This window comes from Bradyrhizobium sp. WSM2793 (genome assembly GCF_000379585.1).
Lineage (GTDB): Bacteria > Pseudomonadota > Alphaproteobacteria > Rhizobiales > Xanthobacteraceae > Bradyrhizobium.
This window is the reverse complement of sequence record NZ_KB902786.1, coordinates 1-25,909: the sequence shown is the minus strand read 5'-3', so window position 1 is coordinate 25,909 and position 25,909 is coordinate 1. Positions and strand designations below refer to the sequence as shown.

Sequence of the window (25,909 nt, the reverse complement as noted above, 5' to 3'; positions counted from 1 at the left end):
GGGAAGGCTTACCATGCCATTCGTTGAACGGGTCTTTTCGGGCGTCCAGCCGACGGGCAATCTGCATCTCGGCAATTACCTCGGCGCCATCGTCAACTTCGTGAAGATGCAGGAAACCCACAACTGCATCTATTGCGTCGTCGACATGCACGCGATCACGCAGGGGGTGGACGTCTGGGGCGGGCCGGCCGAGCTCGCGCGCAACACCCGCGAGGTGACCGCGGCATTCATCGCGAGCGGCATCGATCCCAAGAAGCACATCGTGTTCAACCAGAGCCAGGTCTCCGGCCATGCCGAGCTCGCCTGGATCTTCAACTGCGTCGCGCGCATGGGCTGGCTCGGCCGCATGACCCAGTTCAAGGAGAAGGCCGGCAAGGACCGCGAGAATGCCTCCGTCGGCCTGTTCGACTATCCCGTGCTGATGGCGGCCGACATCCTGCTCTATCGCGCCACCCATGTGCCGGTCGGCGAGGACCAGAAGCAGCATCTCGAGCTCTCGCGCGACATCGCGCAGAAGTTCAACAACGACTTTGGCGATTCGATCCGCAACCTCGGGGCCAATGACGGGCTGTTCTTCCCGCTGCCGGAGCCCCTGATCACGGGCCCCGCGACGCGGGTGATGAGCCTGCGCGACGGCACCAAAAAGATGTCGAAGTCCGATGCGTCGGACAATTCGCGCATCAATCTGACCGACGATGCCGACACCATCGCGCAGAAGATCCGCAAGGCGAAGACCGATCCGGAACCGTTGCCGTCAGAGGAGAAGGGCCTGGAAGCCCGTCCCGAGGCCGACAACCTCGTCGGCATCTTCGCCGCGCTCTCCGGCCGCCCCAAGGCGGACGTGCTGCGCGAGTTCGGCGGCGGCCAGTTCTCCAGCTTCAAGAACGCGCTGGCGGAGCTGTGCGTCACCAAGCTGGCGCCGATCGCCGGCGAGATGAAGCGCCTCGTCGCCGACCCCGGCCATATCGATTCGATCCTGAATGAAGGTTCCGACCGGGCCCGCGCCATCGCCGACGAGACGATGAAGCTCTCCAAGGACATCGTCGGCTTCATCCGCCGGCGATAGAGACGGTCGGCGCCAGTGCGCCGGCCGCATCTCCTCTCCCCAACCCTGCGGGAGTGTGGCAGCATGCCGGCCGTGCACATGCCGGGAGATGCATGACCAGCAAGCGCCTTTGCTTCGAGCCGGGTCACAAGCCCAAATGCCTCGTCGTCGTCGACGACACCGCCGAATGGGATCGCGCGGTCTACTATGCCAGCCGCTGGGCGATCCGCGCCGGCGGCGGCGTAGTGATGCTGCGCATCATCGAACCCGAACAGCAGAGCCAGGAATGGCTGGGGGTCGCCGACATCATGCGCGCCGAAGCGCAGGAAGCGGCGGAGGCCGCGCTCGACCGTGCCGCCGGCCGCGCCAACGGCATCGCCGCAATCACCCCGGAGCGGGTGATCCGCGAGGGTGTGCCGATGGAGCAACTGCTGGCAGTGATCGACGAGGACCCTGATATCGCCATGCTGGTGCTCGCCGCCAATCCGGGCGCGGAAGGGCCTGGCCCCCTGGTCGCGCTGCTGGCCCACGCGGTCGGAACCTTCCCGATTCCCGTGACCATCATTTCCGGCGCGCTCAGCGACCAGAGCGTGGATTCGCTATCGTAGGCTGCTGCTCTTCTTACCCTCCCCTGGAGGGGGAGGGTCGCTACGCGTGCAGCGAAGCGGAATGCGTAGCGGGGTGGGGTGACGGTCTGTCCACCTCGCACACTGCCCGTGTTGAGAGATCACCCCACCCCGCTCGCGCTGCGCGCGATCGACCCTCCCCCTCCAGGGGAGGGTAAAGCGAAGCCAACCCTCTGAAATTCATAGACTAATATCTCACATCCCCTTGATCGTGCGTTCTCCGTCGCCATCTGCTAGTGGATAGGGCACGCGCCGGCCTTGAACCGGCGACGTCTGGAGAAAACCATGTTCATTCAAACCGAAGCCACCCCCAATCCCGCCACGCTGAAGTTCATTCCGGGCCGCGTCGTGGTCGACGGCAGCCCGATGGAATTTGCGAGCCGCGAAGCCGCCGCCCGCTCGCCGCTGGCCGAAAAGCTGTTCGAGGTGCCCGGCGTCACCGGCGTGTTCTACGGATCGGACTTCATCACCGTGACCAAGGCGAACGGTGAATGGCAGCAGCTCAAGCCCGCGATCCTCGGCGCCATCATGGAGCATTACATGTCCGGCGCGCCGCTGCTCGCCGGAGGCGAAGCGCACAGCGATGCCGATCTCGACGACGAGGACGAGTTCTTCGACGAGGCCGATGCCGAAACGGTCGACATGATCAAGGACCTGATCGAGACCCGCGTGCGGCCGGCCGTCGCCAATGACGGCGGCGACATCACCTTCCGCGGCTTCAAGGACGGCATCGTCTATCTCAACATGAAGGGCGCCTGCTCCGGCTGCCCGTCATCGACCGCGACCCTCCAGCACGGCATCCAGAACCTGCTGAAGCACTTCGTGCCCGACGTGGTCGAAGTCCGGCCGATGTAAGCGCGGCATCGTAGGTGCCGTAGGGTGGGCAAAGCGAAGCGTGCCCACCATTTCCGCCATAAGATAAAGGTGGTGGGCACGGCGCAAGTGCGCCTTTGCCCACCCACGAAGTAAGTCATAGGCCTGCAAATCGTGCGTGACGAATGGCGTATCGGCGCCTGGTTCGCTAGACTATTCGCCATTCACCACTCGCCATTCGCTTGTCCATGCTGATCCTCGCCATCGATACCGCGCTCGACGCCTGCTCCGTCGCCGTACTCGACACCGAAACGGCCGAGCTCGTTGCGCAGGAGCAGCTTCTGATGAAGCGCGGTCACGCCGAGGCGCTGATGCCGATGATCGCGCGCGTCATGCAATCGGCCAATCTCGCCTTCACCACGCTCGACCGCATCGCGGTCACTATCGGCCCCGGAAGCTTCACCGGCCTGCGCGTCGGCATTTCGGCGGCGCGCGGCCTTGCGCTTGCGGCCGAGCGGCCGGCGATCGGCCTGACCACCTTGTCGGCCTATGCCGCCGCCATCGTCGGCCAGAGCAAATCGGCACCCGTGATCTCCGCAATCGACGCGCGGCACGACCACGTCTATTTCCAGATCGTCGCCGGCGACGGCAGCCAGCTGGTGCGGCCGAGCGTCGCTCCCATCGACGAGGCGATCGCGGCCTCGCAATTCGGCGCGCCGCATCTGGTCGGCAATGCCGCAAACATCCTCGCCGACCGCTGGCCGAAGGATGTCCCGCAGCCGGTCGCGGTCGACGCGCAGCCCGCGCCCGATATCGGCTGGGTCGCATGGCTCGGCGCTGCCGCCGATCCCGCGACGAATCCGGCGCGGCCGTTCTATCTGAAGGCGCCCGATGCCAAGCCGGCGGCACAGCCGCCATTCGCAGCACAAGCCGCGACCCCATGATGAGATGGCTGTCGGAATGGTGGCGCGGCGGCACCGCCGCCGTCGAGCCCGCATCCGTGCGTGACGCCGCGCAGCTGGCGCAGCTTCACGGCGCCTCCTTCGCGCGCGGCTGGGGCGAGGGCGAATTCGAGAGCATGCTCAGTGAGCGCAACACGCTGGTGCACCGGTTGCGCCTCGGCCGCAGGACCGTCGGATTTGCGGTGTCGCGGATCGGGGCGGATGAAGCGGAAATCCTCTCGATCGCGGTGGACGAGGCCTATCGCGGCCGCGGTCTCTCCCGCACGCTGCTGATGACCCATCTCGGCCACCTCGCGGGGCGCGGCGTGCGCACAATATTTCTCGAAGTTGAGGAAAATAACCAGCCGGCGCGGCGACTCTACGAGAGGGCCGGATTCGTGGTGGTCGGGCGCCGCGAACGCTACTATAAGCAGCCGAACGGGGAACAATTGAACGCCCTTCTGATGCGACGTGACTTGTCGTAACATTGGTGGCAGAAAGCGCCCCCGCCAGGCAGACAAACTATGACCGCACTGAAACCTTCTTCCGCGTCCAAGGCGTCCGGCATCGAGGCGCGCTGTGCCGCCACCGGCATGCGCATGACCGAGCAGCGCCGTGTCATCGCCCGCGTGCTCGCGGAGGCGATCGATCATCCCGATGTCGAGGAATTGTACCGTCGCTGCGTTGCCGTCGACGACAAGATCTCGATTTCGACCGTGTATCGCACCGTCAAGCTGTTCGAGGATGCCGGCATCATCGAGCGCCATGATTTCCGCGAGGGCCGCGCGCGCTACGAGCAGATGCGCGACAGCCATCACGATCACCTCATCAATCTGCGCGACGGCAAGGTGATCGAGTTCACCTCCGAGGAGATCGAGAAGCTGCAGGCGGAAATCGCACGCAAGCTCGGCTACCGGCTGGTCGATCACCGGCTTGAGCTCTATTGCGTCCCGCTCGACGACGACAAGCCGACGTCTTGAGTGGCATGATCTCCGCGCAAACGCGTTTCGCGTTTGTCGCGCGGGAAAACCGCTACAGACTTTTCCGGATCATGCCTTAGTGCCGATAGACCTCATCATCTTCGATTGCGACGGTGTACTCGTGGACAGCGAGGTGATCTCCTGTCGCGCCCATGCCGATGTGCTGACGCGGCACGGCTATCCGATCACCTCGGAGCAGGTGTTCGAACGTTTCCTCGGCCGCTCAACGCGGCAGGCCAATCTGGAGATCGAGACCGAGCTTGGCCGCAAGCTGCCCGAGGCCTATCACGGCGATCTGCAGGACGAGCTGTTCCGCTCGTTCGAGGCCGACCTCGAGGCGATCCGCGGCATTCGCGATGTGCTTGATGTCGTCACGCAAGCCGTCTGCGTCGCCTCTAGCGGCTCGCATCAGCGCATGCGCGTGAGCCTGGGAAGCACCGGCCTCTACGAACGTCTCGCGCCAAATATCTTCTCGGCCTCGCAGGTGAGGAACGGCAAGCCGGCGCCGGACCTGTTCCTGTTCGCGGCGAACGAAATGGGCCTGCCGCCCGAGCGCTGTGTCGTGATCGAGGACAGCCTGGCCGGAATTGCCGGCGCCCGGGCCGCCGGCATGACGGTGTTCGGCTTTTACGGGGGCAGCCACTGCGGGGAGGGCCATGCCGAGACCCTGCGTCAGGCCGGCGCTGACTTGACCTTTGCCGACATGCATCAATTGCCGGAGTTGGTCCGGCGGGTCGAGGCGGAGGCCCTGGCGGGCTGATCCCATCCCCTCACAGTCATTCCGGGGCACGCGCACTGCGCGTGAACCCGGAATCTGGAGGAATTAGCTCGAGATTCCGGGTTCGCGCTAGCGCGCGCCCCGGAATGACGGCTGAAAATGGCCCCATTCGCTGGATTTTCGTCCCTCCAACCTATATTTGAAGGCCGTCCTCCACCTCCATTCCAGGTTCCATGACGCCGCCGCGCAAGCTGCACATCAAATCATATGGCTGCCAGATGAACGTCTACGATGCCCAGCGCATGGTGGACACGCTGGCTCCGGAAGGATTCGTGGAGACGGCCAGCGCTGAAGACGCCGACCTCGTCATCCTCAACACCTGCCACATCCGCGAGAAGGCGTCCGAAAAGGTCTATTCGGAGCTGGGCCGATTGCGCGTCGCCAAGGACGAGGCTGCGCGCGGCGGGCGAGCGATGCAGATCGCGGTCGCGGGCTGCGTCGCGCAGGCCGAGGGCGAGGAGATCGTGCGCCGCGCGCCTGTCGTGGATGTCGTGGTCGGACCGCAGAGCTATCATCACCTGCCGGAGCTGCTGAAGCGCGCCGGCAACGAAGGCCGCGCGATCGAGACCGAGTTTCCGGCCCAGGACAAGTTCGGCTTCCTGGCTCAACCCAAGCCCGACGCGATCCGGGCGCGCGGCATTTCCGCTTTCGTCACGGTGCAGGAAGGTTGCGACAAGTTCTGCACCTTCTGCGTCGTGCCCTACACGCGCGGCTCGGAAGTCTCGCGCCCTGTCGCCAAGATCGTCGACGATGTGAAGCGGCTCGCCGACAACGGCGTGCGCGAGCTGACGCTGATCGGGCAGAACGTCAACGCCTATCATGGCGAGGGACCAGACGGGAAAACCTGGCCGCTCGGCAGGCTGCTCGAGCATCTGGCGACAATTCCCGGCATCGCGCGGCTGCGCTATTCGACTAGCCACCCCCGCGACGTCGACGACAGCCTGATTGCCGCCCATCGCGATCTCGGTGCCCTGATGCCGTTCGTGCACCTGCCGGTGCAATCGGGTTCGGACCGCATTCTGGCGGCCATGAACCGGAAACATACCGCCGATGATTATCGGCGGGTCATCGACCGTTTCCGCGCCGCGCGGCAAGACATTGCTTTTTCATCAGATTTTATCGTGGGTTTCCCCGGCGAGGACGAGCAAGATTTTCTCGCCACCCTCGCGCTTGTCACGCAAATCGGCTACGCTGCGGCTTATTCGTTCAAATACTCCGCCCGGCCGGGAACGCCGGCCGCGGACATGCAGGAGACGGTGTCCCCCGCCGAGATGGACCAGCGATTGGAGCGGATCCAGGAACTGATCGACAGCCAGCAATCGGCCTTCAACAAGGCCGCGATTGGCTCAACGGTCGATGTGCTGTTCGAGCGTCCGGCCCGCAAGGACGGCCAGATCGTCGGCCGCACCGCATTCCTGCAGCCCGCCCATGTGATGGCCTCGCCCGACATCATCGGACACATCCTGCCTGTCAGGATCGACAGCCTCGAACGCTACAGCTTTCTCGGTGAGCTCGTGACGCCGCGTGGGGCGCACGAGCCCGCTTTATCGCCAGCCATCGGAGCCTGAACCCTTGCCAAAAAGCGCATCGGATTCGTCTTCTCTCGCTCCCAGCCGCAAATTTGACCGCGACATGCAAGTTCCGCCCGAGACCCAGGTCGTCATCGACTTCGACGACAACCGCGCCGCTTCCGCGCTGGTCGGCCCCTACGGCCAGCATCTGGCGCAGATCGAGCGGCGGCTCGGCGTCGTCGTCGATTCCAAGGGCAACCACATCACGATCGGCGGCACGCGCGACGGCTGCGACGCCGCACGCCGCGTGCTGGAGATGCTCTACGCGCAGGCCGTGAAGGGGCAGGATCTCGACCAGGGCGAGGTCGAGGGCGCCATCCGGGCCGTGATCGCGCAAGGTTCGCTGTTCGAGTTCGACGCCAAATCGGCCAAAGGGGCGACCTTCGACAGCATCAATCTGCGCAAGCGTCCGGTGCGCGCGCGCACCGCCGCCCAGGACTCCTATATCCGCGCGCTGAAGCGCCACGAGCTCGTGTTCGGCATCGGCCCGGCCGGCACCGGCAAGACCTGGCTCGCGGTCGCACATGCCGCGCAGCTGTTTGAGCGCAAGGAGGTCGACAAGATCATCCTGTCGCGGCCGGCGGTGGAAGCCGGCGAGCGGCTCGGCTTCCTGCCCGGTGATCTCCGCGAGAAGGTCGATCCTTATCTCCGCCCGATCTACGACGCGCTCTACGACCTCATGGATGCGCGCATCGTCGAGCGCGCACTCCAGACCGGCGAGATCGAGATCGCGCCGCTCGCCTTCATGCGCGGCCGCACCCTCACCAACGCCGCCATCATCCTGGACGAGGCGCAGAACACCACGTCGATGCAGATGAAGATGTTTTTGACGCGCCTCGGCGAGAACAGCCGCATGATCGTGACCGGCGATCCCTCGCAGATCGACCTGCCGAACGGCCAGACCTCGGGCCTGGCCGAAGCGACCCGCCTCCTGGGCGGCGTCGAGGGCATTGCCCAGGTTCATTTCAAAGCCGAGGACGTGATCCGCCACGAACTCGTGGCGCGAATCGTCGCCGCTTACGAAGGCTCGCCGCAGCGGCCGGCCGCCGGCAAATCCTGACGAGGCAACAGCCGGACCCAGAGGACGCGGATGAAGGCGCCTCATCGTTCCGAACAAAGACAATGTCACATCCGAACCTTCCCATGACCGAGGTCCTCGTCGTCGCCGATTGCTGGCAGCGCGAGCCCGATTCCGAAGCCGTGATCCAGCGCGCGGTTGCGGCCGCCGCCGAGAATGTCGACGAAGACGTCGCCGACGCGGAAGTGGCGGTGATGCTGACCGATGATGCCGGCATCCGCACCCTCAACAGCAACTGGCGCGGCATCGACAAGCCGACCAACGTGCTGTCGTTTCCCGCACTCCAGCAGGAGGGCGAGTGGAAGCCGGGCGATGCGCCGCGCATGCTCGGCGATATCGCGATCGCCTACGAGACGATGCGGCGCGAGGCGGACGAGGAACACAAGCCGTTCGACCACCATTTGAGCCATCTCGCCGTGCACGGCTTCCTGCACCTGATCGGCTACGATCACGAGAACGACGGCGACGCCGAGGAGATGGAAGCCCTGGAGACGCAGATCCTGGCTCACCTTGGAATTCCCGATCCCTATGCAGACCGCGCAGGGACGCACTGAGATGCCGGACTCCGACCCGATTCAGGACAATCCACGCCACACGGCCAATCTGCCGGCCGTGGTGACCCAGGGCGAGGTGATGCGCCCGACCGCCGATGGCTGGCTCCTGCGCGCCATCCGCACGCTGTTCGGCTGGAAGGCGGGATCGGTGCGCGACGACCTCCAGGTCGTGCTCGATGCGACCACGCCCGACGACACCGGCTTCTCGGCGGTCGAGCGCACCATGCTGCGCAACATCCTCGGTCTGCACGAGCGCCGCATCGCCGACGTCATGGTCCATCGCGCCGACGTCGTCGCGGTGAAGCGCGACATCCCGCTCGGCGAGTTGATGGACCGCTTCGAGAGCGCCGGCCATTCGCGCCTCGTGGTCTACAACGAGACGCTCGACGATCCCGTCGGGATCGTCCACATCCGTGACTTGCTCGCCTTCATGACCGCGCGTGCGCGCGTGCCGGAAGCCACCAAGACCAAGCGCAAGAAGCCGCTGCCGGCCGGGCTCGACCTCCGCGCCGTCGATCTCGCGCTGCCACTCGAGGAAGCGCGCATCATCCGCAAGCTGCTCTACGTGCCGCCGTCGATGCGGGCGATCGACCTGCTCGCGCAGATGCAGGCCACGCGCATTCACCTCGCGCTGGTGGTCGACGAATATGGCGGCAGCGACGGGCTGGTTTCGCTCGAGGACATCGTCGAGCAGATCGTCGGCGAGATCGACGACGAGCACGACAGCGACGAGCCGCCGTCGATCGTGCGGCTGCCCGACAATGCCTTCATCGCCGACGCCCGCGCCAGCCTCGACGACGTCCGCTCGGTGATCGGCGAGGATTTCGTCACCGGCGAGGCCGGCGAGGAAGTGGAGACGCTCGGCGGCTATCTCGTCAGCTTCGTCGGGCGCCTGCCGGTGCGCGGCGAGGTGATCTCGGGCCCCGGCAATTACGAGATCGAGGTGCTCGATGCCGATCCGCGCCGCGTCAAGCGGCTGCGCATCTCGACGCGGAAGGAGCGTCCCGCGCCGCGCACCCAGCGCGAGAGCCGGCGCCGCGAGGCTGCGCCGGACAGCGGTCCTTCGCCGGCCAATGACACGCCTAGCCCGCCGCCAAGCGACGGGACCGGCCGACAGTGAGCCCGTTCCAGCGACTTCGGCAGATTGCGCTTGCCATCATCCTCGCCTGGGGATGGAAACGCGCCGTCATCGCCATGGGGTGCGGAGCGCTGTCGGTGCTGGCGCTCGCGCCGTTCAACCTCTTCCCGGTGCTGTTCATCACCTTCCCGGTGCTGGTCTGGCTGATCGACGGCGCCGGCGCCGGACGCTATCGCGGCGTCCCCGCCGCGGCGCTGACCGGCTACTGGTTCGGACTCGGCTATTTCGTCCCCGGCCTCTACTGGATCGGCTACGCCTTCTTCGTCGAGGCCGACGTGTTCGCCTGGCTGACGCCGTTCGCCGTGCTCGGCCTGCCGGCCTATCTGTCCATCTTCACGGCGATCGGCTTTGCGCTGGCGCGGCTGCTCTGGACCAAGAACGCGACGCGCGTGCTTGCACTTGCGGCAAGCCTCACAATCAGCGAATGGCTGCGCGGCCACCTGCTGACCGGCTTTCCCTGGAACGCGTTCGGCTATGCGCTGTCCGAGCCGCTGCCGCTGGCGCAGACGGCCTCGCTGGTCGGCCTGTGGGGCATGACGTTCCTGACCGTTGCGATCTTCGCGAGCCCCGCGACGCTGATCGACCGCACGCCCGATCGCCGCCTGGCGTGGCGGGTGCCGGCGGCTGCAATTGCGCTCCTGCTTGTCATGAGCATCTTCGGCGCGATCCGCCTGTCGCTGCATCCGACCACGATGGTTGCTGGCGCCAAGCTGCGCCTGATGCAGCCGAACCTGCAGCAGGACGCCAAATTCAATTACGCCGCCAAGTCGGAGGTGATGAAAAAATATTTGGCGCTGTCGGACCGCGCCTCCGGCCCGCAATCGACCGGCGTGCGCGACGCCACCATCCTGATCTGGCCGGAATCCGCATTTCCGTTCTTCCTGACCCGCGAAGCCGACGCGATGGCACAGATCGCCGATCTTCTGCCCAAGGGCACGGTGCTGATCACGGGGTCGGTCCGCGCGCCCGACCTGCCGCGCGGCACGCCGATCACGCGTGCCTATAATTCGATCTACGTCATCGATCACGACGGCAGCGTGCTCGCAGTGTACGACAAGTTGCATTTGGTGCCGTTCGGAGAATTTCTTCCCTACCAGGCACTGATGGAGAAGCTCGGCTTCGAGCAACTGACGCGGGTGCGCGGCGGCTTCATTCCCGGCACGGTGCGGCATGCGCTGCAGGTGCCCGGCGCGCCGCCCGCGCTACCGCTGATCTGTTACGAGGCAATCTTTCCCGGCGAGGTGGCTGGACGCAACGAACGTCCGGGCTGGATCGTGAACCTCACCAATGACGGTTGGTTCGGCATCTCGACCGGCCCCTATCAGCATCTGGAGCAGTCGCGCATGCGCGCGATCGAGCTGGGATTGCCGCTGGTCCGCTCTGCCAATACCGGTATCTCTGCGGTGATCGATCCAATGGGCCGCACCGTCGCCAGCCTCGGTCTCGGCATCGAAGGCATTTTGGATGCAAGCCTGCCTGCCGCGATATCACCGACCGTCTATGCGCGGGTTGGCGATGTGCCGGCCGCCATGCTCGTCGCGCTGGCCGTGATTCTGGCGGTCCGCCGACGTGTCACCAAGCGGAAGGCCTGATCGCGCCGTCGCCGCGGAGGCGGCCGGAAACTTTTGACAACCGTAGTCCCACGGTTGACAGACTGCACATGGGCTCCCCATTCTGCACCGGCTGCAAAAGACAGTGGGCATTGCTAAATTTCTCCGCAATGTTTCCCAATAAGAGGGTCTGATTTGACGATGCTTGCACCTGAGGCACTCCAGTTGATTGCGCTGAAGGTGGTGTTTGGAGGGCTGAGGAAATGTCGAAAGCGCCCAACCCTGTTGACAAATATGTCGGCAGTCGCGTGCGTATGCGCCGCATCATGTTGGGCATGAGCCAGGAAAAGCTCGGTGAAGCTTTGGGCCTGACTTTCCAGCAGATCCAGAAATACGAGAAGGGCACGAACCGGGTCGGTGCGAGCCGCATCCAGCAGATCGCCGAAATTCTCCAGGTGCCGGTGTCGTTCCTGTTCGAGGGCGGCCCGAGCGGCGTGCCGGGTCCGGATGGCTTCAGCGAGGGCGCCTCGCCTTCCTATGTGTCGGACTTTCTCGCGACGTCCGAAGGACTTGCACTGACCAAGGCGTTCACGCGAATTACCGATTCGAAGATGCGCCGCTCGATCGTCGATCTCGTTGAGCAGATTGCGGCTCGCGAAGGTCCCGACAAGCGCTGATCGCCAGCTCAATGGCGATTTGAGACCGCGTCAAATCTGGCCTATGTCGTCATTTGTGGCCGCGCTTTGATGCGCGTCCGCTTCGATGATGCGATTCAAAGGCACAGATGCGTCCATGGCCAGCTCCAATTGGTTCAATTCCCAAACTATTCTCGATGGCATCCGCCGCTGGGTGGAGGTCGAGACGCCGACGGAAGCGCCCGAGCAGGTCAACAGGCTGATCTCAATGGTCGCGGAGCAGTACCGCGATCTGCCTGTCACGCTCGAACGCGTCGCCGGCGTCGATGGTTGCGGCGATCATCTCATGGCGCGCTCGAATTGGGGGCAGGACCGGCCGGGCATCCTGGTGCTGAGCCACCTCGATACCGTCCATCCCATGGGATTCATCGAACGTCTGCCGTTCAAGGTCGAAGGCGACGTCGCGTACGGTCCCGGCATCTACGACATGAAGGGCGGCGCCTACATCGCCCATCACGCGTTTGCCGCGCTGTGTGCCACAGCCGATCGCTCGCCGCTCGGCATCACGCATTTGTTCACCTCCGACGAGGAGATCGGAAGTCCCACCTCGCGCGCACTCATCGAGACGGAAGGGCGCAGGGCCAAATACGTGCTGGTGACGGAGCCGGCGCGCGACGGCGGCAAGATCGTCACCGGGCGCAAGGGCGTCGGGCGCTTCAAGGTGTTCATCAAGGGCGTGCCCGCGCATGCCGGCTCGCGGCCGGAAGATGGCCGCAGCGCCGTGCGCGAGCTTGGCAACGTCATCCTCGCCCTGGAAGGGATGAACGACCTGACTCGCGGCGTGAGCGTCAATGTCGGCGTGGTGCGTGGCGGCACGCGCCCCAACGTCACGCCGGAAGCGGCCTATGCCGAGGTCGATCTGCGCGTGCTGAGCCTCAAGGACGCCGAGGAGTTCGTCGGCAAGATCCTTGGGCTGACGTCGAAGACCGACGGCGTCACCGTCACCGTCACCGGCGAGCTCAACCGTCCGCCCTACGAAAAGAGCAACGCAGGCGCCTCGCTGTACGAGCACGCGAAGACACTCGCCGGCGAGATCGGCTTCGAGCTGACCGACACCCATACGGGCGGCGGCTCGGACGGCAATTTCACCGCGGCCCATACCGCAACGCTCGACGGCCTCGGCGTCGACGGCAAGGGCGCGCACACTCATTATGAGCAGCTCTATATCTCGTCGCTCGCGCCGCGCGCGCGGCTGCTCCACCGCCTGTACCAGACGCTGCGATGAGCGAGCGCAAATCAGAGCCCGGTCGCGATGACAGCGAGCGCGCGTTCTTCGGGCGCCGCAAGGGTCACAAGCTCAGGCAGCATCAGGCCGAGCTGATTGGTCAACTGCTGCCGCATCTGGCGCTCGACATCGACGGCGAGGCGCCGGCGGATGCAAGCGAGATCTTCGATCCCGCCGCCGACGATGTCAGGCTCGAGATCGGCTTCGGCGGTGGCGAGCATCTCGCGGCCGAGGCCCAGAGCTTCGCCACGACAGGCTTCATCGGCTGCGAGCCCTATGTCAACGGCATGGCCAAGATCCTCGCGCAGATCGAGGCCGCCAACATCGGCAACATTCGCCTGTTCGCGGGCGATGCCGCCGAGCTGCTGGCCTGGCTGCCCAAGGCATCGCTGTCGCGGATCGACCTGATCCATCCCGATCCCTGGCCGAAGCGGCGGCACTGGAAACGGCGCTTCGTCCAGGACAGGACCATCGCCGCGATGGCGCGCGTGCTGAAGCCGAACGGCGAATTCCGCTTCGTCTGCGACATTGACGATTACTGCGCCTGGACGCTGTCGCATCTTGCGCGTTCGCAGGATTTCGTCTGGCTGGCCGAACGCGCCGACGATTTCAGGCAGCCATGGGCGGGCTACACCATGACGCGCTACGGCCGGAAGGCCGCGCGCGAAGGACGGAAGGCTGCGTATTTGCGGTTCAGACGACTCTAGATCGTCTGCCGGTTGCGCCAGAAATTGACGACGCGCTCGGCGGTCGTCGGCATCAGGCGCGTGAAGTTCACGCGCGCGGCCTCGATATCGGCATCGGCCGGCGTGCGATGCGGACCGTACCAGAGCAGGATGAGCGCGCGCACCGTGGGCCAGCCGAGATTCAGCACGCGGCCGAGAATGAGGATCGGGTCGTAGCGGTCGCCTGCGATCAGGCGGTCGAGCACAGAGAGGCGAACGCCGGACATCGCCGAAAGCGAGGCGATCGATTCCTCGTATTTGTTCGCCTTGGCGAAGCCGAGCAGCGCGCTCTCGCCGAGATGGCCCTCGCGATGCAACACCAGCACCGTGCGCTGGGCCGCGGAGAAATCGCGCCGCGGTCCCGGCGGCAGCGTGGCCTCCTCGATGGCCACCATCGCGTGCTTGATCTCGACCTGGCGCGCGGGATTGACCACGCTGGAGAGCCGGCGGCGGATGACGTCGAGCGTGCCGTCGAGAAGCTGTTTCAGGTTCTCGCCCGAGAGATCACGGCGCTGGCCGATCTTGAGCGTCAGCACGCCGTCCTGCGCCGCACGCTTGATCAGCTCGGAATAGCTGCCAGGCGAGAACACCGCACCGGCATTGCCCGCGGCGCGGCGCACCACGTCGCGATCGCCGCGCTCCACCAGCACGTCGGTGATGACGGGAGACAAAGCGGGGCGCTCCGTCATCGCAAGCAAATGCCCCTGGCCCTTCAGCCGCGCGATCTCGACCAGTGCGGCGTCATCGAGCACGGGCGAGCGGCGCAGCACGGGGCCGGCCACCATGATCTCGTTCTCGCGCGCGAGTTGATTGACCAGATGCGGCGGCGCGTTGTTCAGGTGCGAGAAGCGCTCGGCGAGGTCGACGCGCGAGGCAAGCTCCGCATGCGGGACGAGATCGATCAGGAGGTTGTCGAAGAGATCGATGAGCTCGGGCCGAAGATTGGCGGAATCCTGGAAGAACAGCTCGGAGATGGCGCGCGCGATTTCGCCGCGTCGTCGCGGATCGCCGCGTTTGACGATATCGTCCAGTCCGGGAATGAGCGACGTGGCAACGGTCATGAAAACGCTACTCGAACAGGGCACGCCGCGGGTGCGCCCTTGGTCGAAGCCGCCCCACAATCAGGGAATTTAGCCCCCCGAGGTGAAGGAAGCGTTAGGCCCGGGGCGCCGCGAATCGGACGCAAAAAGCCTCGTCTGGCCCGCGATGGGCCTTGTCCGGGGGGACAGAAAGCGCTATATCAGCGCCAATTCATCTTCTCATACGATCCGCGTAGTGAGAGTGGGCCCGAAAGGACCCGCTCTTTTTTATTACCCGAACGCGGCTTGGCGGAAGATGCGGCCCGACGCGCTGTCGGGAAGTTCCGAAGCGGGCTTTGAAAATCGTAACCAAGCCTTAACCATCGAGCGCCTTGACCCCTGATATGACCGAACCGAACACTGGTTCCACGGATGCCGAGTTGCTGGCCGAGCCGAGGCTCGTGGTCGAGCCGGGCGTGGCAGCACGTGTGTCCGCGGTCGCAGCACCGGTGCTCGAGGGCATGGGCTACCGTCTGGTGCGGATCCGCATTTCCGGGGAAGCCGGCTGCACCGTGCAGATCATGGCCGAGCGGCCGGACGGCTCGATGCAGCTCGAGGATTGCGAGGCGATCTCGCGGGCGCTGTCGCCCGTGCTCGATGTTGCCGACCCCATCGATCGCGCCTACCGGCTGGAAATCTCCTCACCGGGAATCGACCGGCCGCTGGTCCGCCGTTCCGATTTCGAGCGCTATTCCGGCCATCTGGTGAAGATCGAGATGGCGGTTGCCCATGAGGGGCGCAAGCGGTTCCGCGGCATGATCGGTCCGGTCGAAGGCGATCGCGTGCATCTGCGTCGCGACGACGTCAAGGCGGGCGACGATCCCGACGTGCTCCTGACGATGGAGGATATCGGCGAGGCCCGCTTGGTGCTGACCGACGAGCTGATCGCCGAATCGATGCGCCGCGGCAAGGCCGAGGAGCGCCAGATGCGCCGCGATCTCGGCCTGGAGCCGCCGCAGGCGCCGCACGCCAAAATCAGCGAAAAGACCACCAAGAACACCAGGCCGAAGAAGAAGCCGGCCCCGACCAATACGAAGAAGCATCGCCTGGCCGCCGAACGCGCGCGACGGGGCGAGATCGAGCCTGACGAAGGAGACTAGCCATGGCAGTCAGCGCCAATCGACTTGAGTTGCTCCAGATCGCCGATGCCGTTGCGCGCGAGAAATCGATCGACCGCGGCATCGTCATCGCGGCGATGGAGGACGCCATCGCCAAGGCGGCGCGCGCCCGTTACGGCAGCGAAACTGACGTTCACGCCGAGATCGACCCGAAGAAGGGCGAGCTGCGGCTGTCGCGCCACATGCTGGTGGTCGAGAAGGTCGAAAACCATTCCAACCAGATTTCGCTGGTGGACGCGCAACGCGCCAATCCCGGTGCCCAGGTCGGCGACACCATCGCCGACACCCTGCCGCCGCTGGAATATGGCCGCATCGCCGCGCAATCGGCCAAGCAGGTCATCGTGCAGAAGGTGCGCGAGGCCGAGCGCGACCGGCAATATCAGGAATTCAAGGATCGCATCGGCGACATCGTCAACGGCGTCGTCAAGCGCGTCGAATATGGCAGCGTGATCGTCGACCTCGGCCGCGGCGAAGCCATCATCCGCCGCGACGAGATGCTGCCGCGCGAAGTCTTCCGCAACGGCGACCGCGTCCGTGCCTACATCTTCGACGTCCGCCGCGAGACGAGAGGTCCGCAGATCTTCCTTTCCCGCACCCATCCGCAGTTCATGGCGAAGCTGTTCGCGCAGGAAGTGCCGGAAATCTATGACGGCATCGTCGAGATCAAGGCGGTTGCCCGCGATCCGGGCTCGCGCGCAAAAATCGGCGTGATTTCCCGCGATTCCTCGGTCGATCCGGTCGGCGCCTGCGTCGGTATGCGCGGTTCGCGCGTGCAGGCCGTGGTGAACGAATTGCAGGGCGAGAAGATCGACATCATTCCGTGGTCGCCCGACATCGCGACCTTCGTGGTCAACGCGCTGGCGCCGGCCGAAGTCTCCAAGGTCGTGATCGACGAAGACCGCGAGCGCATCGAGGTGGTGGTGCCCGACACCAACAACCAGCTTTCGCTGGCGATCGGCCGCCGAGGCCAGAACGTGCGTCTGGCCTCGCAGCTCACCGGCTGGGACATCGACATCCTGACCGAGCAGGAGGAATCGGAGCGCCGCCAGGCCGACTTCGAGAACTCCACCCGCGTCTTCATGGAATCGCTCAACGTCGACGAAGTGGTCGGCCAGCTGCTGGCGTCCGAAGGCTTCACCTCGGTCGAGGAACTCGCCATGGTGGACCTCAAGGAACTCGCCGGCATCGAGGGCTTCGACGAGGAGACCGCGCAGGAGCTCCAGAGCCGTGCCCGCGAATATCTCGAGCAGCAGGAAGCTGAGATCGAGGCCAGGCGCAAGGAGCTCGGTGTCGAGGACGCCGTCAAGGACGTGCCCGGCGTCACCTCCAAGATGCTGGTGAAGTTCGGCGAGAACGACATCAAGACGGTCGACGACCTCGCCGGCTGTGCCACCGACGATCTGGTCGGCTGGACCGAGCGCAAGGAAGGCGGCGAGCAGACCAAGTTCCCCGGCGCGCTCGACGGTATCGACATCTCCCGTGACGATGCCGAGGCGATGATCATGCAGGCCCGCGTCAAGGCAGGCTGGATCACCGAGGCCGATCTGGCCAAGCCCGCCGAGGAGGCTGAGGCGACCGAAGATCAGCCGGCTTAAGGGCAAAGGAGAATGTCGCCCGGATGCTCACCGATACTGACCCCGAACTCGACCATGGCCCGCGGACCGAAAGGTCCGCGACCATGCGGATGTGCGCGGTCAGTCGGCAGGTCCGGCCGATCGACGAGCTGATCCGCTTCGTCATTTCGCCGCAAGGCGACGTAGTTCCAGACCTCAAGCGCAAGCTGCCCGGACGCGGCATGTGGCTCACCGCCTCACGCGGGGTGGTTGCGGAAGCCGTCCGGCGTCACCAATTTAGCAAGGCCTTCAAGCGCGAGCTGCGCATCCCTCAGACGCTTCCTGCCGATATCGAGGCGCTCCTGGTTCGGAGCGTGACGGAAGCCCTTGGGATCGCCGCCAAAGCGGGTCAGGTCGTGGCCGGCTTCGGCAAGGTCGAAAGCGCCCTTCGGGAAGGCACGGCCGGGGTCCTGATCCACGCCAGCGACGGGGCCGCGGACGGAATCCGCAAATTGGACATGCTGGCGCGTCAAAATGCCGGAAATCGCGGCGCCAAGCCGCAGATTCCCGTCGTCACCGCGTTGAAATCGTTAGAATTGGATTTGGCACTGACCCGGTCAAATGTGATACATGCTGCCCTGCTCGCGGGCCCGGCGAGCAAGTCATTCCTGTCACGTAGCCAGATGCTGGTCCGATACCGGATGGCGGACGCTGACAAGACTGCCGAAAAGCCCGGCCAGGATTTCTGAGAGATACGACGACCCGATAGGACGGTGCGGCAACGCACAACACTGATAAATCAGGATTAGGACTGCTGAATGGTTGATACCAAGACCCCTGACGACAAGAAGCTGAGCGTTCCGAGCAAGACGCTATCGCTCAAGCCGCGCGTCGAAACGGGCACTGTCCGCCAGAGCTTCAGCCATGGCCGCAGCAAGCAGGTCGTGGTCGAGAAGCGCGGCAAGCGCCGCATCGACGGCAGTGCCGAACCGCAGGCTCCCACGGTCGTCGCGAAGCCGGCGCCGGCCGCGCCAACTCCGACGCCCGCTCCGTCGCGCCCCGCGCCGCCGCGCAACGCCGGATCCGGCGTGGTGCTGCGTACGCTGACCGAGGACGAACGTTCCGCCCGCGCCAGCGCGCTGGCCGATGCCAAGGTGCGCGAAGTCGAAGAGCGCCGCCAGGCCGAGGAAGAGGCCCAGCGCCGCGCTGTTCGCGAAGCCGCTGAACGCGTCGAGCGCGAAGCTGCCGAATCCCGCCGCAAGGCCGAGGAAGAGCGTCACCGTCACGAGGACGAAGCCAAGCGCAAGGCAGAGACCGAGGCCAAGAAGCGTTTTGGCGAAGGCGAGCAGCCGGCATCTGCGCCGCGCCCCGCAGCCGCCGCCCCGGCCACTCCGGCGCCGCGCCCCGGTGCCCCCGCAGCGCGCCCTGGTACCACCACGGCACGCCCGGGAACATCGACCGCGCGCCCGGGAACGACCACAGCGAGACCGGCAGGTGGCCCGTTGGGCCGCGCTCCCGCGGTTGCTGCCGGCCCGGACGAGGACGATGGTCCGCGCCAGATCCGCCGCGGTCCCGGCGGCGCCGCGCGTCCCGTGGTAGCCCCCAAGCCCACCCACAAGCCCGGCCCGCAGAAGGAGCGCGGCCGCCTGACCGTCGTCACCGCGCTCAATGCCGACGAAGTCCGCGAGCGTTCGATCGCCTCGTTCCGCCGGCGCACCCAGCGCCTGAAGGGCCACGCCTCGAACGAGCCGAAGGAGAAGCTCATCCGCGAGGTGGTCATTCCGGAAGCGATCACGATCCAGGAACTCGCCAACCGCATGGCCGAGCGCGCGGTCGACGTCATCCGCATGCTGATGAAGCAGGGCGCGATGCACAAGATCACCGACGTGATCGACGCCGACACCGCGCAGCTCATTGCCGAAGAGCTTGGCCACACCGTCAAGCGCGTTGCTGCGTCCGACGTTGAAGAGGGTCTGTTCGACGCCACCGACGATTCGACCGATACCGAGACGCGTTCGCCCGTGGTGACCGTCATGGGTCACGTCGACCACGGCAAGACTTCGCTGCTCGACGCGCTCCGTCATGCCAACGTCGTCTCCGGCGAAGCCGGCGGCATCACCCAGCATATCGGCGCCTATCAGGTGCTGTCGCCCGAAAGCGGCAAGAAGATCACCTTCATCGACACGCCCGGCCACGCCGCATTCACCGCGATGCGCGCCCGCGGCGCCAAGGTGACCGACATCGTCGTGCTGGTGGTTGCGGCCGATGACGGCGTCATGCCGCAGACGATCGAAGCCATCAACCACGCCAAGGCGGCGCGGGTGCCGATCATCGTTGCCATCAACAAGATCGACAAGCCCGATGCCAAGCCCGAGCGCGTGCGCACCGAGCTGCTCCAGCACGAGGTGCAGGTGGAATCCTTCGGCGGCGAAGTCGTCGACGTCGAAGTGTCCGCCAAGAACAAGACCAACCTCGACAAGCTGCTCGAGATGATCGCGCTCCAGGCCGACATCCTCGACCTCAAGACCAATTCGGAACGGCCGGCCGAGGGCACCGTGATCGAGGCCAAGCTCGACCGCGGCCGCGGTCCGGTCGCGACCGTGCTGGTCCAGCGCGGCACACTCCGGGTCGGCGACATCATCGTCGCAGGCGCCGAGATGGGCCGCGTCCGCGCGCTGATCTCGGATCAGGGCGAGACCGTGCAGGAAGCAGGTCCCTCGGTGCCGGTCGAAGTGCTCGGCTTCAACGGTCCGCCGGAAGCCGGCGATCGTCTCGCCGTGGTCGAGAACGAAGCCCGCGCCCGCCAGGTCACCAGCTACCGTGCGCACCAGAAGCGCGAGAACGCGGCTGCCTCGATCTCCGGCATGCGCGGCTCGCTCGAGCAGATGATGTCGCAATTGAAGACCGCGGGCCGCAAGGAATTCCCGCTGATCATCAAGGCCGACGTGCAGGGCTCGCTGGAAGCGATTCTCGGCTCGCTGGAGAAGCTCGGCACCGACGAAGTCGCAGCCCGCATCCTGCATGCCGGCGTCGGCGGCATCTCGGAATCCGACGTGACGCTGGCCGAAGGCTTCAACGCCGCGATCATCGGCTTCTCGGTTCGTGCCAACAAGGAGGCCGCTGCGGCCGCCAAGCGCAACGGCATCGAGATCCGCTACTACAACATCATCTACGACCTCGTGGACGACGTGAAGAAAGCGATGAGCGGCCTGCTCGCGCCGACCTTGCGCGAAACCATGCTCGGCAATGCCTCCATCCTGGAGATCTTCAACATCTCCAAGGTCGGCAAGGTCGCCGGCTGCCGCGTCACCGACGGCACCGTGGAACGCGGCGCCAATGTGCGCCTGATCCGCGACAACGTCGTCGTGCACGAAGGCAAGCTGTCGACGCTGAAGCGCTTCAAGGACGAAGTGAAGGAAGTCCAGTCCGGTCAGGAATGCGGCATGGCCTTCGAGAACTACCACGACATGCGCGCAGGCGATGTCATCGAGTGTTATCGCGTGGAGACGATCCAGCGCTCCCTGTAAGTCCAAATCTTACCGAAGCGAGTGGATCTTTTGAGCTGAAATTGCGGGAGTGCGATGGCCGGATTTATTCCGGCCATCGCACCGCATTCGTTTCAACAGGACAAATGACAATGCTCGTGTCCCAAACGCGGGCATGACGAGGTGATTTTCGAGAATGCCACGCCATCATCAGAAAAAAAATTCCGCACCCGGCGGAGGCTCGCAACGTCAGTTGCGCGTCGGCGAGCAGGTTCGCCACGCGATGGCCGATATTCTGGCGCAAGGCAATGTGCATGATGCGGATCTCGAAGGTCACATCATCACCGTGCCGGAGGTGCGGATGTCGCCCGACCTGAAGCTCGCGACAGTCTACGTGATGCCGCTCGGTGGCCACGACACCGCGGTCGTCATTGCTGCGCTCGAACGCAACAAGAAGTTTCTGCGCGGCGAGGTCGCGCGGCGCGTTAACCTGAAATTTGCACCTGATCTTCGTTTCCGCGTCGACGAACGATTCGACGAAGCGGAACGGATCGAGAAGCTTTTGCGAACACCTGCGGTTCAGAAGGACCTCGAACAGGATTTGGAACAGGATCCGGAGACGGATCGGGAAGAAGAACGATGACCATGGACCCGGCTCACGACACGATCAGCGGCGAACAGGCCGATCAGCGCGACGTGCAGAAAAATAGTTTTGCGGACGACAATTTTGCGGACCTGGGCGGCAATTCCCGACCGCATCAGGAGCCGCGCCGCGTCAACAACGATCCGCGCGCCAATGCCAAGCAGAAGGGCAACCAGGTTCGCCGCGACCGGCGTGACGTCCATGGCTGGGTCGTGCTCGACAAGCCGATCGGCATGACCTCGACGCAGGCGGTCGCGGTGCTGAAGCGCCTGTTCAACGCCAAGCGCGCCGGACACGCCGGCACGCTCGATCCGCTCGCCTCGGGCGGGCTGCCGATTGCGCTCGGGGAAGCCACCAAGACCGTTCCCTTCGTCATGGACGGCCGCAAGCGCTACCAGTTCACGGTGTGCTGGGGCGAGGAGCGCGACACCGACGACATCGAGGGCCGGGTGACCGCGACCTCGGACCAGCGTCCGACCCGCGAGGCCATCCTGGCCCTGTTGCCCCGCTTCACCGGGGTGATCGAGCAGATCCCGCCGCGTTATTCCGCGATCAAGGTCCAGGGCGAGCGCGCCTACGACCTCGCCCGCGACGGCGAGGTCGTGGAGCTGGCCCCCCGTCCGGTCGAGATTCACCAATTAACCCTTGTGGATCAACCGGATAACGACCGGGCCGTATTCGAGGCCGAATGCGGCAAGGGCACCTATGTCCGGGCACTGGCCCGCGATATGGGCCGGATTCTCGGCACTTACGGCCATATCTGCGCGCTCAGGCGGACCCTGGTCGGCCCATTTGGCGAAAACGACATGATTCCGCTGGATCAGCTGGAGGCTTTGTGCGATAGAGCCGCGTCCGGCGAGGGTAGCCTCGCGGACGCGCTTATGCCCGTTGAGACCGCGCTGGACGACATCCCGGCACTGGCCGTCACTCGGGCTGATGCGGCAAGGCTCCATCGGGGCCAGGCCGTTTTGTTGCGCGGACGGGATGCGCCCACTTGTAGCGGCACAGTCTATGTCACGGTGGCAGGCCGTCTTCTCGCGCTTGCTGAAGTCGGCAATGGCGAAATCATCCCCAAGCGTGTGTTCAACCTGACCGGCCTGACTGCCAGCCCCGGTCGCAACGAGAGAAATTGACGATGTCGATTGCCGCAGAACGCAAAGCGGAAGTCATCAAGACGAATGCCAACAAGGCCGGCGACACCGGCTCGCCCGAGGTTCAGGTCGCGATCCTGTCGGAACGCATCAACAACCTCACCAACCATTTCAAGACCCACGTGAAGGACAACCATTCGCGTCGCGGCCTCTTGAAGCTGGTTTCGACCCGCCGCTCGCTGCTCGACTACCTCAAGAAGCGGGACGAGGCGCGTTACAAGGCGTTGCTCGAGAAGCACAACATTCGCCGTTAAGAGTTCTTGCGCGCGCCAACGGCGCGCGTTTTCGCACGTGGTTTCGAACGAAAGCGCTTATTTTAAGCTTTTTGATCGAGGTTGCGCGCACGTCGGAGACGGATCGTTGATGATTCGCATCCGGGGCACGATCAGCGAAGACCGCGGTTCGGTGTTCGCATTCGTGCCGACTGACAGTCCAGCAGCAATCCGGCGGCTGGGCACAACGGGCAAGGCGCCCGTATGACCCGAAAGGATGGACGCCATCCGAAATCCAAAAACCATGGCAGGATCGCAGGACGCTGATCACCCGCTTCGATCAGCGCCCCGCAATCTTGCGCATGGTTTTTGTTTTTCGAGCCGTCCTTCTTTCGAGAACCCATGAAAGAAGACATCTATGTTCAATAAGCATTCGGTCGAGATCGACTGGGGTGGACGCACTCTCAAGCTGGAAACCGGCAAGATCGCCCGTCAGGCCGACGGCGCCGTCGTCGCCACCTATGGCGAGACCGTGGTGCTCGCCACCGTCGTCGCGGCGAAGGCGCCGCGCGAAGGCGTCGACTTCCTGCCTCTGACCGTCGACTATCAGGAGAAGACCTACGCTGCGGGCCGCATTCCCGGCGGCTATTTCAAGCGCGAGGGACGTCCGACCGAGAAGGAGACGCTGGTCTCCCGCCTGATCGACCGTCCGATCCGTCCGCTGTTCGTCGACGGCTGGCGCAACGAGACCCAGGTGATCGCCACCGTGCTGTCGCACGACATGGAAAACGATCCTGACATCGTCGCGCTGGTGGCTTCGTCCGCTGCGCTGACGCTGTCCGGCGCGCCCTTCAAGGGCCCGATCGGCGCCGCCCGCGTCGGCTTCGCCAATGACGAATTCATCCTCAACCCGACGCTCGACGAGATGGTCGACACCCAGCTCGACCTCGTCGTCGCCGGCACCGCCGACGCCGTGCTGATGGTGGAATCGGAAGCCAAGGAACTGAACGAAGACATCATGCTCGGCGCCGTGATGTTCGGTCACCGCCACTTCCAGCCGGTGATCAACGCGATCATCGAGCTCGCCGAGAAGGCGGCCAAGGAGCCGCGCGAAGTCACCGTCATCGACAATTCGGCGCTCGAGAAGGAAATGCTCGGCCTGGTCGAGCAGGAGCTGCGCGCCGCCTACGCCATTCCGGTCAAGCAGGATCGCTACGCTGCGGTCGGCAAGGTCAAGGAAAAGGTGATCGCCCACTATTTCCCGGAAGGGCAGGAGCCGAAATACGACAAGCTGCGCATCGCCGGCGTGTTCAAGGAGCTCGAAGCCAAGATCGTTCGCTGGAACATCCTCGATACCGGCAAGCGCATCGACGGTCGCGACAGCAAGACCGTGCGCAATATCGTCGCCGAAGTCGGCGTGCTGCCCCGCGCTCACGGTTCGGCGCTGTTCACCCGCGGCGAGACCCAGGCGATGGTCGTGACCACGCTCGGCACCGGCGAGGACGAGCAGTACATCGACGCGCTGTCGGGAACGTACAAAGAGACGTTCCTGCTGCACTACAACTTCCCTCCCTACTCGGTCGGTGAGACCGGTCGCCTCGGCGGCACCAAGCGTCGCGAGATCGGCCACGGCAAGCTGGCCTGGCGCGCGATCCACCCGGTGCTGCCGCCGCATCACGAATTCCCCTACACCACGCGCGTGGTGTCGGAGATCACCGAGTCGAACGGCTCGTCCTCGATGGCTTCGGTCTGCGGCGCCTCGCTCGCGCTGATGGATGCCGGCGTGCCGTTGAAGCGGCCGACCGCGGGCATCGCGATGGGCCTGATCCTCGAAGACAAGCGCTTCGCGGTTCTCTCGGACATCCTCGGTGACGAGGACCATCTCGGCGACATGGACTTCAAGGTCGCCGGTACCGAGCAAGGCATCACCTCGCTCCAGATGGACATCAAGATCGAGGGCATCACCGAAGAGATCATGAAGGTCGCGCTCGCCCAGGCCAAGGATGGACGTATCCACATCCTCGGCGAGATGGCCAAGGCGCTCACCAACGCCCGCGCCGAGCTCGGCGAATACGCGCCGCGCATCGAGACCTTCAAGATCGCCACCGACAAGATCCGCGAAGTGATCGGCACCGGCGGCAAGGTGATCCGCGAGATCGTCGAGAAGACCGGCGCCAAGGTCAACATCGAGGACGACGGCACCGTGAAGGTCGCCTCCAGCGATGGCGAGGCGATGAAGGCCGCGATCAAGTGGATCAAGTCGATCGCCTCCGATCCGGAAGTCGGCCAGATCTATGACGGCACCGTCGTCAAGGTGATGGAGTTCGGCGCCTTCGTGAACTTCTTCGGCTCCAAGGACGGTCTCGTCCACATCAGCCAGCTCGCGTCGGCGCGTGTGCAGAAGACCTCCGACGTCGTCAAGGAAGGCGACAAGGTCAAGGTCAAGCTGCTCGGCTTCGACGATCGCGGCAAGACCCGCCTGTCGATGAAGGTGGTCGATCAGACCACCGGCGAAGACCTCGAAGGCAAGGACAAGGGCGGCGAGGGCGAGAAGGCCCCGCGCGAAGCAGCCGGCGAGTAAGCCTCGCTACACTGCAGAAAACGAAAGGGCGGCCAAAGGGCCGCCCTTTTTGTTTGTGCCGCTCCGGGCGAGATGCGCCCCCTCTCCCGCTTGCGGGCAGGGGAATCGCATATGGGTTTTGTCTAGCTATTGCATTGGAAGGCAAGACGGATTCTGAAGACGACTCCCGGAAGACGGAGGGGGTCGGATGCAGAAGTTCAGAAAGGCCTTTCGGCGGTTGCCGGACCCGCGCGCGGACAATGCCCGGCATGATCTGCTGGAAGTACTGTTCATCGCGTTGGCGGCGACGTTGTGCGGGGCGGATTCGTGCTCGGACATGGCGGACTTCGGACAGTCGAAGGAGGAGTTGTTGCGGCTCTTCCTTCGCC

Annotated in this window: 25 protein-coding genes; 24 read left to right on the top strand and 1 reads right to left on the bottom strand. The window is 64.9% G+C overall.

Annotation, left to right across the window (positions count from 1 at the left end):
* The first annotated feature begins 13 nt into the window (after positions 1 to 13).
* The 15 genes from trpS to trmB all read left to right on the top strand — a co-directional run bounded on the left by trpS (position 14) and on the right by trmB (position 13,701).
* Positions 14 to 1,066, top strand: coding sequence for a tryptophan--tRNA ligase (gene trpS, locus A3AS_RS0120480; RefSeq protein ID WP_018319435.1), 1,053 nt, complete (start codon positions 14 to 16; stop codon positions 1,064 to 1,066).
* Positions 1,067 to 1,158: 92 nt separating this feature from the next.
* Positions 1,159 to 1,653: a universal stress protein gene (locus tag A3AS_RS0120475; RefSeq protein ID WP_026202179.1), complete on the top strand. Its 495-nt coding sequence runs from the start codon at positions 1,159 to 1,161 to the stop codon at positions 1,651 to 1,653.
* 303 nt (positions 1,654 to 1,956) lie between these two features.
* Entirely contained in the window at positions 1,957 to 2,526 is a 570-nt protein-coding gene (locus tag A3AS_RS0120470; RefSeq protein WP_018319433.1) for a NifU family protein, read from the top strand.
* Between the two features lie 206 nt (positions 2,527 to 2,732).
* Positions 2,733 to 3,428, top strand: coding sequence for a tRNA (adenosine(37)-N6)-threonylcarbamoyltransferase complex dimerization subunit type 1 TsaB (gene tsaB / locus A3AS_RS0120465; RefSeq protein WP_018319432.1), 696 nt, complete (start codon positions 2,733 to 2,735; stop codon positions 3,426 to 3,428).
* Positions 3,425 to 3,910 carry a ribosomal protein S18-alanine N-acetyltransferase gene (gene rimI, locus A3AS_RS0120460; RefSeq protein ID WP_018319431.1) on the top strand — a complete coding sequence of 162 codons (486 nt, stop codon included), beginning with the start codon at positions 3,425 to 3,427 and terminating at the stop codon, positions 3,908 to 3,910. The genes tsaB and rimI overlap by 4 nt, the downstream gene beginning before the upstream one ends.
* 39 nt (positions 3,911 to 3,949) lie before the next feature.
* On the top strand, positions 3,950 to 4,405 hold the full coding sequence (locus A3AS_RS0120455) for a Fur family transcriptional regulator (protein WP_018319430.1): 456 nt from the start codon (positions 3,950 to 3,952) through the stop codon (positions 4,403 to 4,405).
* 79 nt (positions 4,406 to 4,484) lie between these two features.
* Entirely contained in the window at positions 4,485 to 5,165 is a 681-nt protein-coding gene (locus tag A3AS_RS0120450; protein WP_018319429.1) for an HAD family hydrolase, read from the top strand.
* 191 nt (positions 5,166 to 5,356) lie between these two features.
* Entirely contained in the window at positions 5,357 to 6,751 is a 1,395-nt protein-coding gene (miaB, locus tag A3AS_RS0120445) for a tRNA (N6-isopentenyl adenosine(37)-C2)-methylthiotransferase MiaB (RefSeq protein WP_018319428.1), read from the top strand.
* A gap of 64 nt (positions 6,752 to 6,815) precedes the next feature.
* The gene (locus A3AS_RS0120440) at positions 6,816 to 7,814 is read left to right on the top strand and encodes a PhoH family protein (RefSeq protein ID WP_018319427.1); all 999 of its coding nucleotides are present in this window, start codon (positions 6,816 to 6,818) and stop codon (positions 7,812 to 7,814) included.
* Positions 7,815 to 7,897: 83 nt separating this feature from the next.
* Entirely contained in the window at positions 7,898 to 8,386 is a 489-nt protein-coding gene (gene ybeY, locus A3AS_RS0120435) for an rRNA maturation RNase YbeY (RefSeq protein ID WP_245283238.1), read from the top strand.
* Between the two features lies 1 nt (position 8,387).
* Positions 8,388 to 9,506 (top strand): hemolysin family protein, encoded by a 1,119-nt coding sequence (locus A3AS_RS0120430; protein WP_026202178.1) that lies wholly within the window; start codon positions 8,388 to 8,390, stop codon positions 9,504 to 9,506.
* On the top strand, positions 9,503 to 11,116 hold the full coding sequence (lnt, locus tag A3AS_RS0120425) for an apolipoprotein N-acyltransferase (protein WP_018319424.1): 1,614 nt from the start codon (positions 9,503 to 9,505) through the stop codon (positions 11,114 to 11,116). The genes A3AS_RS0120430 and lnt overlap by 4 nt, the downstream gene beginning before the upstream one ends.
* Positions 11,117 to 11,337: 221 nt before the next feature.
* A complete protein-coding gene (locus A3AS_RS0120420) occupies positions 11,338 to 11,751 on the top strand; it encodes a helix-turn-helix domain-containing protein (protein WP_018319423.1) in 414 nt (137 codons plus the stop codon).
* 85 nt (positions 11,752 to 11,836) lie between these two features.
* A complete protein-coding gene (locus A3AS_RS0120415) occupies positions 11,837 to 12,994 on the top strand; it encodes a M20 family metallopeptidase (protein ID WP_018319422.1) in 1,158 nt (385 codons plus the stop codon).
* Positions 12,991 to 13,701 carry a tRNA (guanosine(46)-N7)-methyltransferase TrmB gene (trmB, locus tag A3AS_RS0120410; protein WP_018319421.1) on the top strand — a complete coding sequence of 237 codons (711 nt, stop codon included), beginning with the start codon at positions 12,991 to 12,993 and terminating at the stop codon, positions 13,699 to 13,701. The genes A3AS_RS0120415 and trmB overlap by 4 nt, the downstream gene beginning before the upstream one ends.
* Here trmB and A3AS_RS0120405 read toward each other — a convergent pair.
* The gene (locus A3AS_RS0120405) at positions 13,698 to 14,780 is read right to left on the bottom strand and encodes a DUF2336 domain-containing protein (protein ID WP_018319420.1); all 1,083 of its coding nucleotides are present in this window, start codon (positions 14,778 to 14,780) and stop codon (positions 13,698 to 13,700) included. The genes trmB and A3AS_RS0120405 overlap by 4 nt on opposite strands.
* Before the next feature lie 362 nt (positions 14,781 to 15,142).
* Here A3AS_RS0120405 and rimP point away from each other — a divergent pair, with 362 nt between their 5' ends.
* The 9 genes from rimP to A3AS_RS0120360 form a co-directional block, all read left to right on the top strand.
* Complete coding sequence (gene rimP, locus A3AS_RS0120400; protein WP_018319419.1) at positions 15,143 to 15,898, top strand: ribosome maturation factor RimP; 756 nt, start codon at positions 15,143 to 15,145, stop codon at positions 15,896 to 15,898.
* A gap of 2 nt (positions 15,899 to 15,900) precedes the next feature.
* Positions 15,901 to 17,511, top strand: coding sequence for a transcription termination factor NusA (nusA, locus tag A3AS_RS0120395; protein WP_018319418.1), 1,611 nt, complete (start codon positions 15,901 to 15,903; stop codon positions 17,509 to 17,511).
* A 23-nt stretch (positions 17,512 to 17,534) separates the two neighbouring features.
* On the top strand, positions 17,535 to 18,218 hold the full coding sequence (locus tag A3AS_RS0120390; protein WP_018319417.1) for an RNA-binding protein: 684 nt from the start codon (positions 17,535 to 17,537) through the stop codon (positions 18,216 to 18,218).
* 69 nt (positions 18,219 to 18,287) lie between these two features.
* A complete protein-coding gene (infB, locus tag A3AS_RS0120385) occupies positions 18,288 to 20,996 on the top strand; it encodes a translation initiation factor IF-2 (RefSeq protein WP_018319416.1) in 2,709 nt (902 codons plus the stop codon).
* Positions 20,997 to 21,150: 154 nt separating this feature from the next.
* Positions 21,151 to 21,597, top strand: coding sequence for a 30S ribosome-binding factor RbfA (gene rbfA, locus A3AS_RS0120380; protein ID WP_018319415.1), 447 nt, complete (start codon positions 21,151 to 21,153; stop codon positions 21,595 to 21,597).
* Positions 21,594 to 22,730 carry a tRNA pseudouridine(55) synthase TruB gene (gene truB / locus A3AS_RS0120375; protein WP_018319414.1) on the top strand — a complete coding sequence of 379 codons (1,137 nt, stop codon included), beginning with the start codon at positions 21,594 to 21,596 and terminating at the stop codon, positions 22,728 to 22,730. Before rbfA ends, truB begins: the two co-directional genes overlap by 4 nt.
* A gap of 2 nt (positions 22,731 to 22,732) precedes the next feature.
* Complete coding sequence (gene rpsO, locus A3AS_RS0120370) at positions 22,733 to 23,002, top strand: 30S ribosomal protein S15 (protein WP_008131787.1); 270 nt, start codon at positions 22,733 to 22,735, stop codon at positions 23,000 to 23,002.
* A 376-nt stretch (positions 23,003 to 23,378) separates the two neighbouring features.
* A complete protein-coding gene (gene pnp, locus A3AS_RS0120365; protein ID WP_018319413.1) occupies positions 23,379 to 25,541 on the top strand; it encodes a polyribonucleotide nucleotidyltransferase in 2,163 nt (720 codons plus the stop codon).
* A 187-nt stretch (positions 25,542 to 25,728) separates the two neighbouring features.
* A partial coding sequence (locus A3AS_RS0120360; protein WP_018319412.1) for a transposase family protein occupies positions 25,729 to 25,909 on the top strand: 181 nt, incomplete at its 3' end.

What these genes read in the sequence shown, in the direction of transcription:
- trpS (WP_018319435.1), top strand. Translation starts at nt 14, where the DNA reads ATGCCATTCGTTGAACGGGTCTTTTCGGGCGTCCAGCCGACGGGCAAT.
- A3AS_RS0120475 (WP_026202179.1), top strand. Translation starts at nt 1,159, where the DNA reads ATGACCAGCAAGCGCCTTTGCTTCGAGCCGGGTCACAAGCCCAAATGC.
- A3AS_RS0120470 (WP_018319433.1), top strand. Translation starts at nt 1,957, where the DNA reads ATGTTCATTCAAACCGAAGCCACCCCCAATCCCGCCACGCTGAAGTTC.
- tsaB (WP_018319432.1), top strand. Translation starts at nt 2,733, where the DNA reads ATGCTGATCCTCGCCATCGATACCGCGCTCGACGCCTGCTCCGTCGCC.
- rimI (WP_018319431.1), top strand. Translation starts at nt 3,425, where the DNA reads ATGATGAGATGGCTGTCGGAATGGTGGCGCGGCGGCACCGCCGCCGTC.
- A3AS_RS0120455 (WP_018319430.1), top strand. Translation starts at nt 3,950, where the DNA reads ATGACCGCACTGAAACCTTCTTCCGCGTCCAAGGCGTCCGGCATCGAG.
- miaB (WP_018319428.1), top strand. Translation starts at nt 5,357, where the DNA reads ATGACGCCGCCGCGCAAGCTGCACATCAAATCATATGGCTGCCAGATG.
- A3AS_RS0120440 (WP_018319427.1), top strand. Translation starts at nt 6,816, where the DNA reads ATGCAAGTTCCGCCCGAGACCCAGGTCGTCATCGACTTCGACGACAAC.
- ybeY (WP_245283238.1), top strand. Translation starts at nt 7,898, where the DNA reads ATGACCGAGGTCCTCGTCGTCGCCGATTGCTGGCAGCGCGAGCCCGAT.
- A3AS_RS0120430 (WP_026202178.1), top strand. Translation starts at nt 8,388, where the DNA reads ATGCCGGACTCCGACCCGATTCAGGACAATCCACGCCACACGGCCAAT.
- A3AS_RS0120420 (WP_018319423.1), top strand. Translation starts at nt 11,338, where the DNA reads ATGTCGAAAGCGCCCAACCCTGTTGACAAATATGTCGGCAGTCGCGTG.
- A3AS_RS0120415 (WP_018319422.1), top strand. Translation starts at nt 11,837, where the DNA reads ATGATGCGATTCAAAGGCACAGATGCGTCCATGGCCAGCTCCAATTGG.
- trmB (WP_018319421.1), top strand. Translation starts at nt 12,991, where the DNA reads ATGAGCGAGCGCAAATCAGAGCCCGGTCGCGATGACAGCGAGCGCGCG.
- A3AS_RS0120405 (WP_018319420.1), bottom strand. Translation starts at nt 14,780, where the DNA reads ATGACCGTTGCCACGTCGCTCATTCCCGGACTGGACGATATCGTCAAA.
- rimP (WP_018319419.1), top strand. Translation starts at nt 15,143, where the DNA reads ATGACCGAACCGAACACTGGTTCCACGGATGCCGAGTTGCTGGCCGAG.
- nusA (WP_018319418.1), top strand. Translation starts at nt 15,901, where the DNA reads ATGGCAGTCAGCGCCAATCGACTTGAGTTGCTCCAGATCGCCGATGCC.
- A3AS_RS0120390 (WP_018319417.1), top strand. Translation starts at nt 17,535, where the DNA reads ATGCTCACCGATACTGACCCCGAACTCGACCATGGCCCGCGGACCGAA.
- infB (WP_018319416.1), top strand. Translation starts at nt 18,288, where the DNA reads ATGGTTGATACCAAGACCCCTGACGACAAGAAGCTGAGCGTTCCGAGC.
- rbfA (WP_018319415.1), top strand. Translation starts at nt 21,151, where the DNA reads ATGCCACGCCATCATCAGAAAAAAAATTCCGCACCCGGCGGAGGCTCG.
- truB (WP_018319414.1), top strand. Translation starts at nt 21,594, where the DNA reads ATGACCATGGACCCGGCTCACGACACGATCAGCGGCGAACAGGCCGAT.
- rpsO (WP_008131787.1), top strand. Translation starts at nt 22,733, where the DNA reads ATGTCGATTGCCGCAGAACGCAAAGCGGAAGTCATCAAGACGAATGCC.
- pnp (WP_018319413.1), top strand. Translation starts at nt 23,379, where the DNA reads ATGTTCAATAAGCATTCGGTCGAGATCGACTGGGGTGGACGCACTCTC.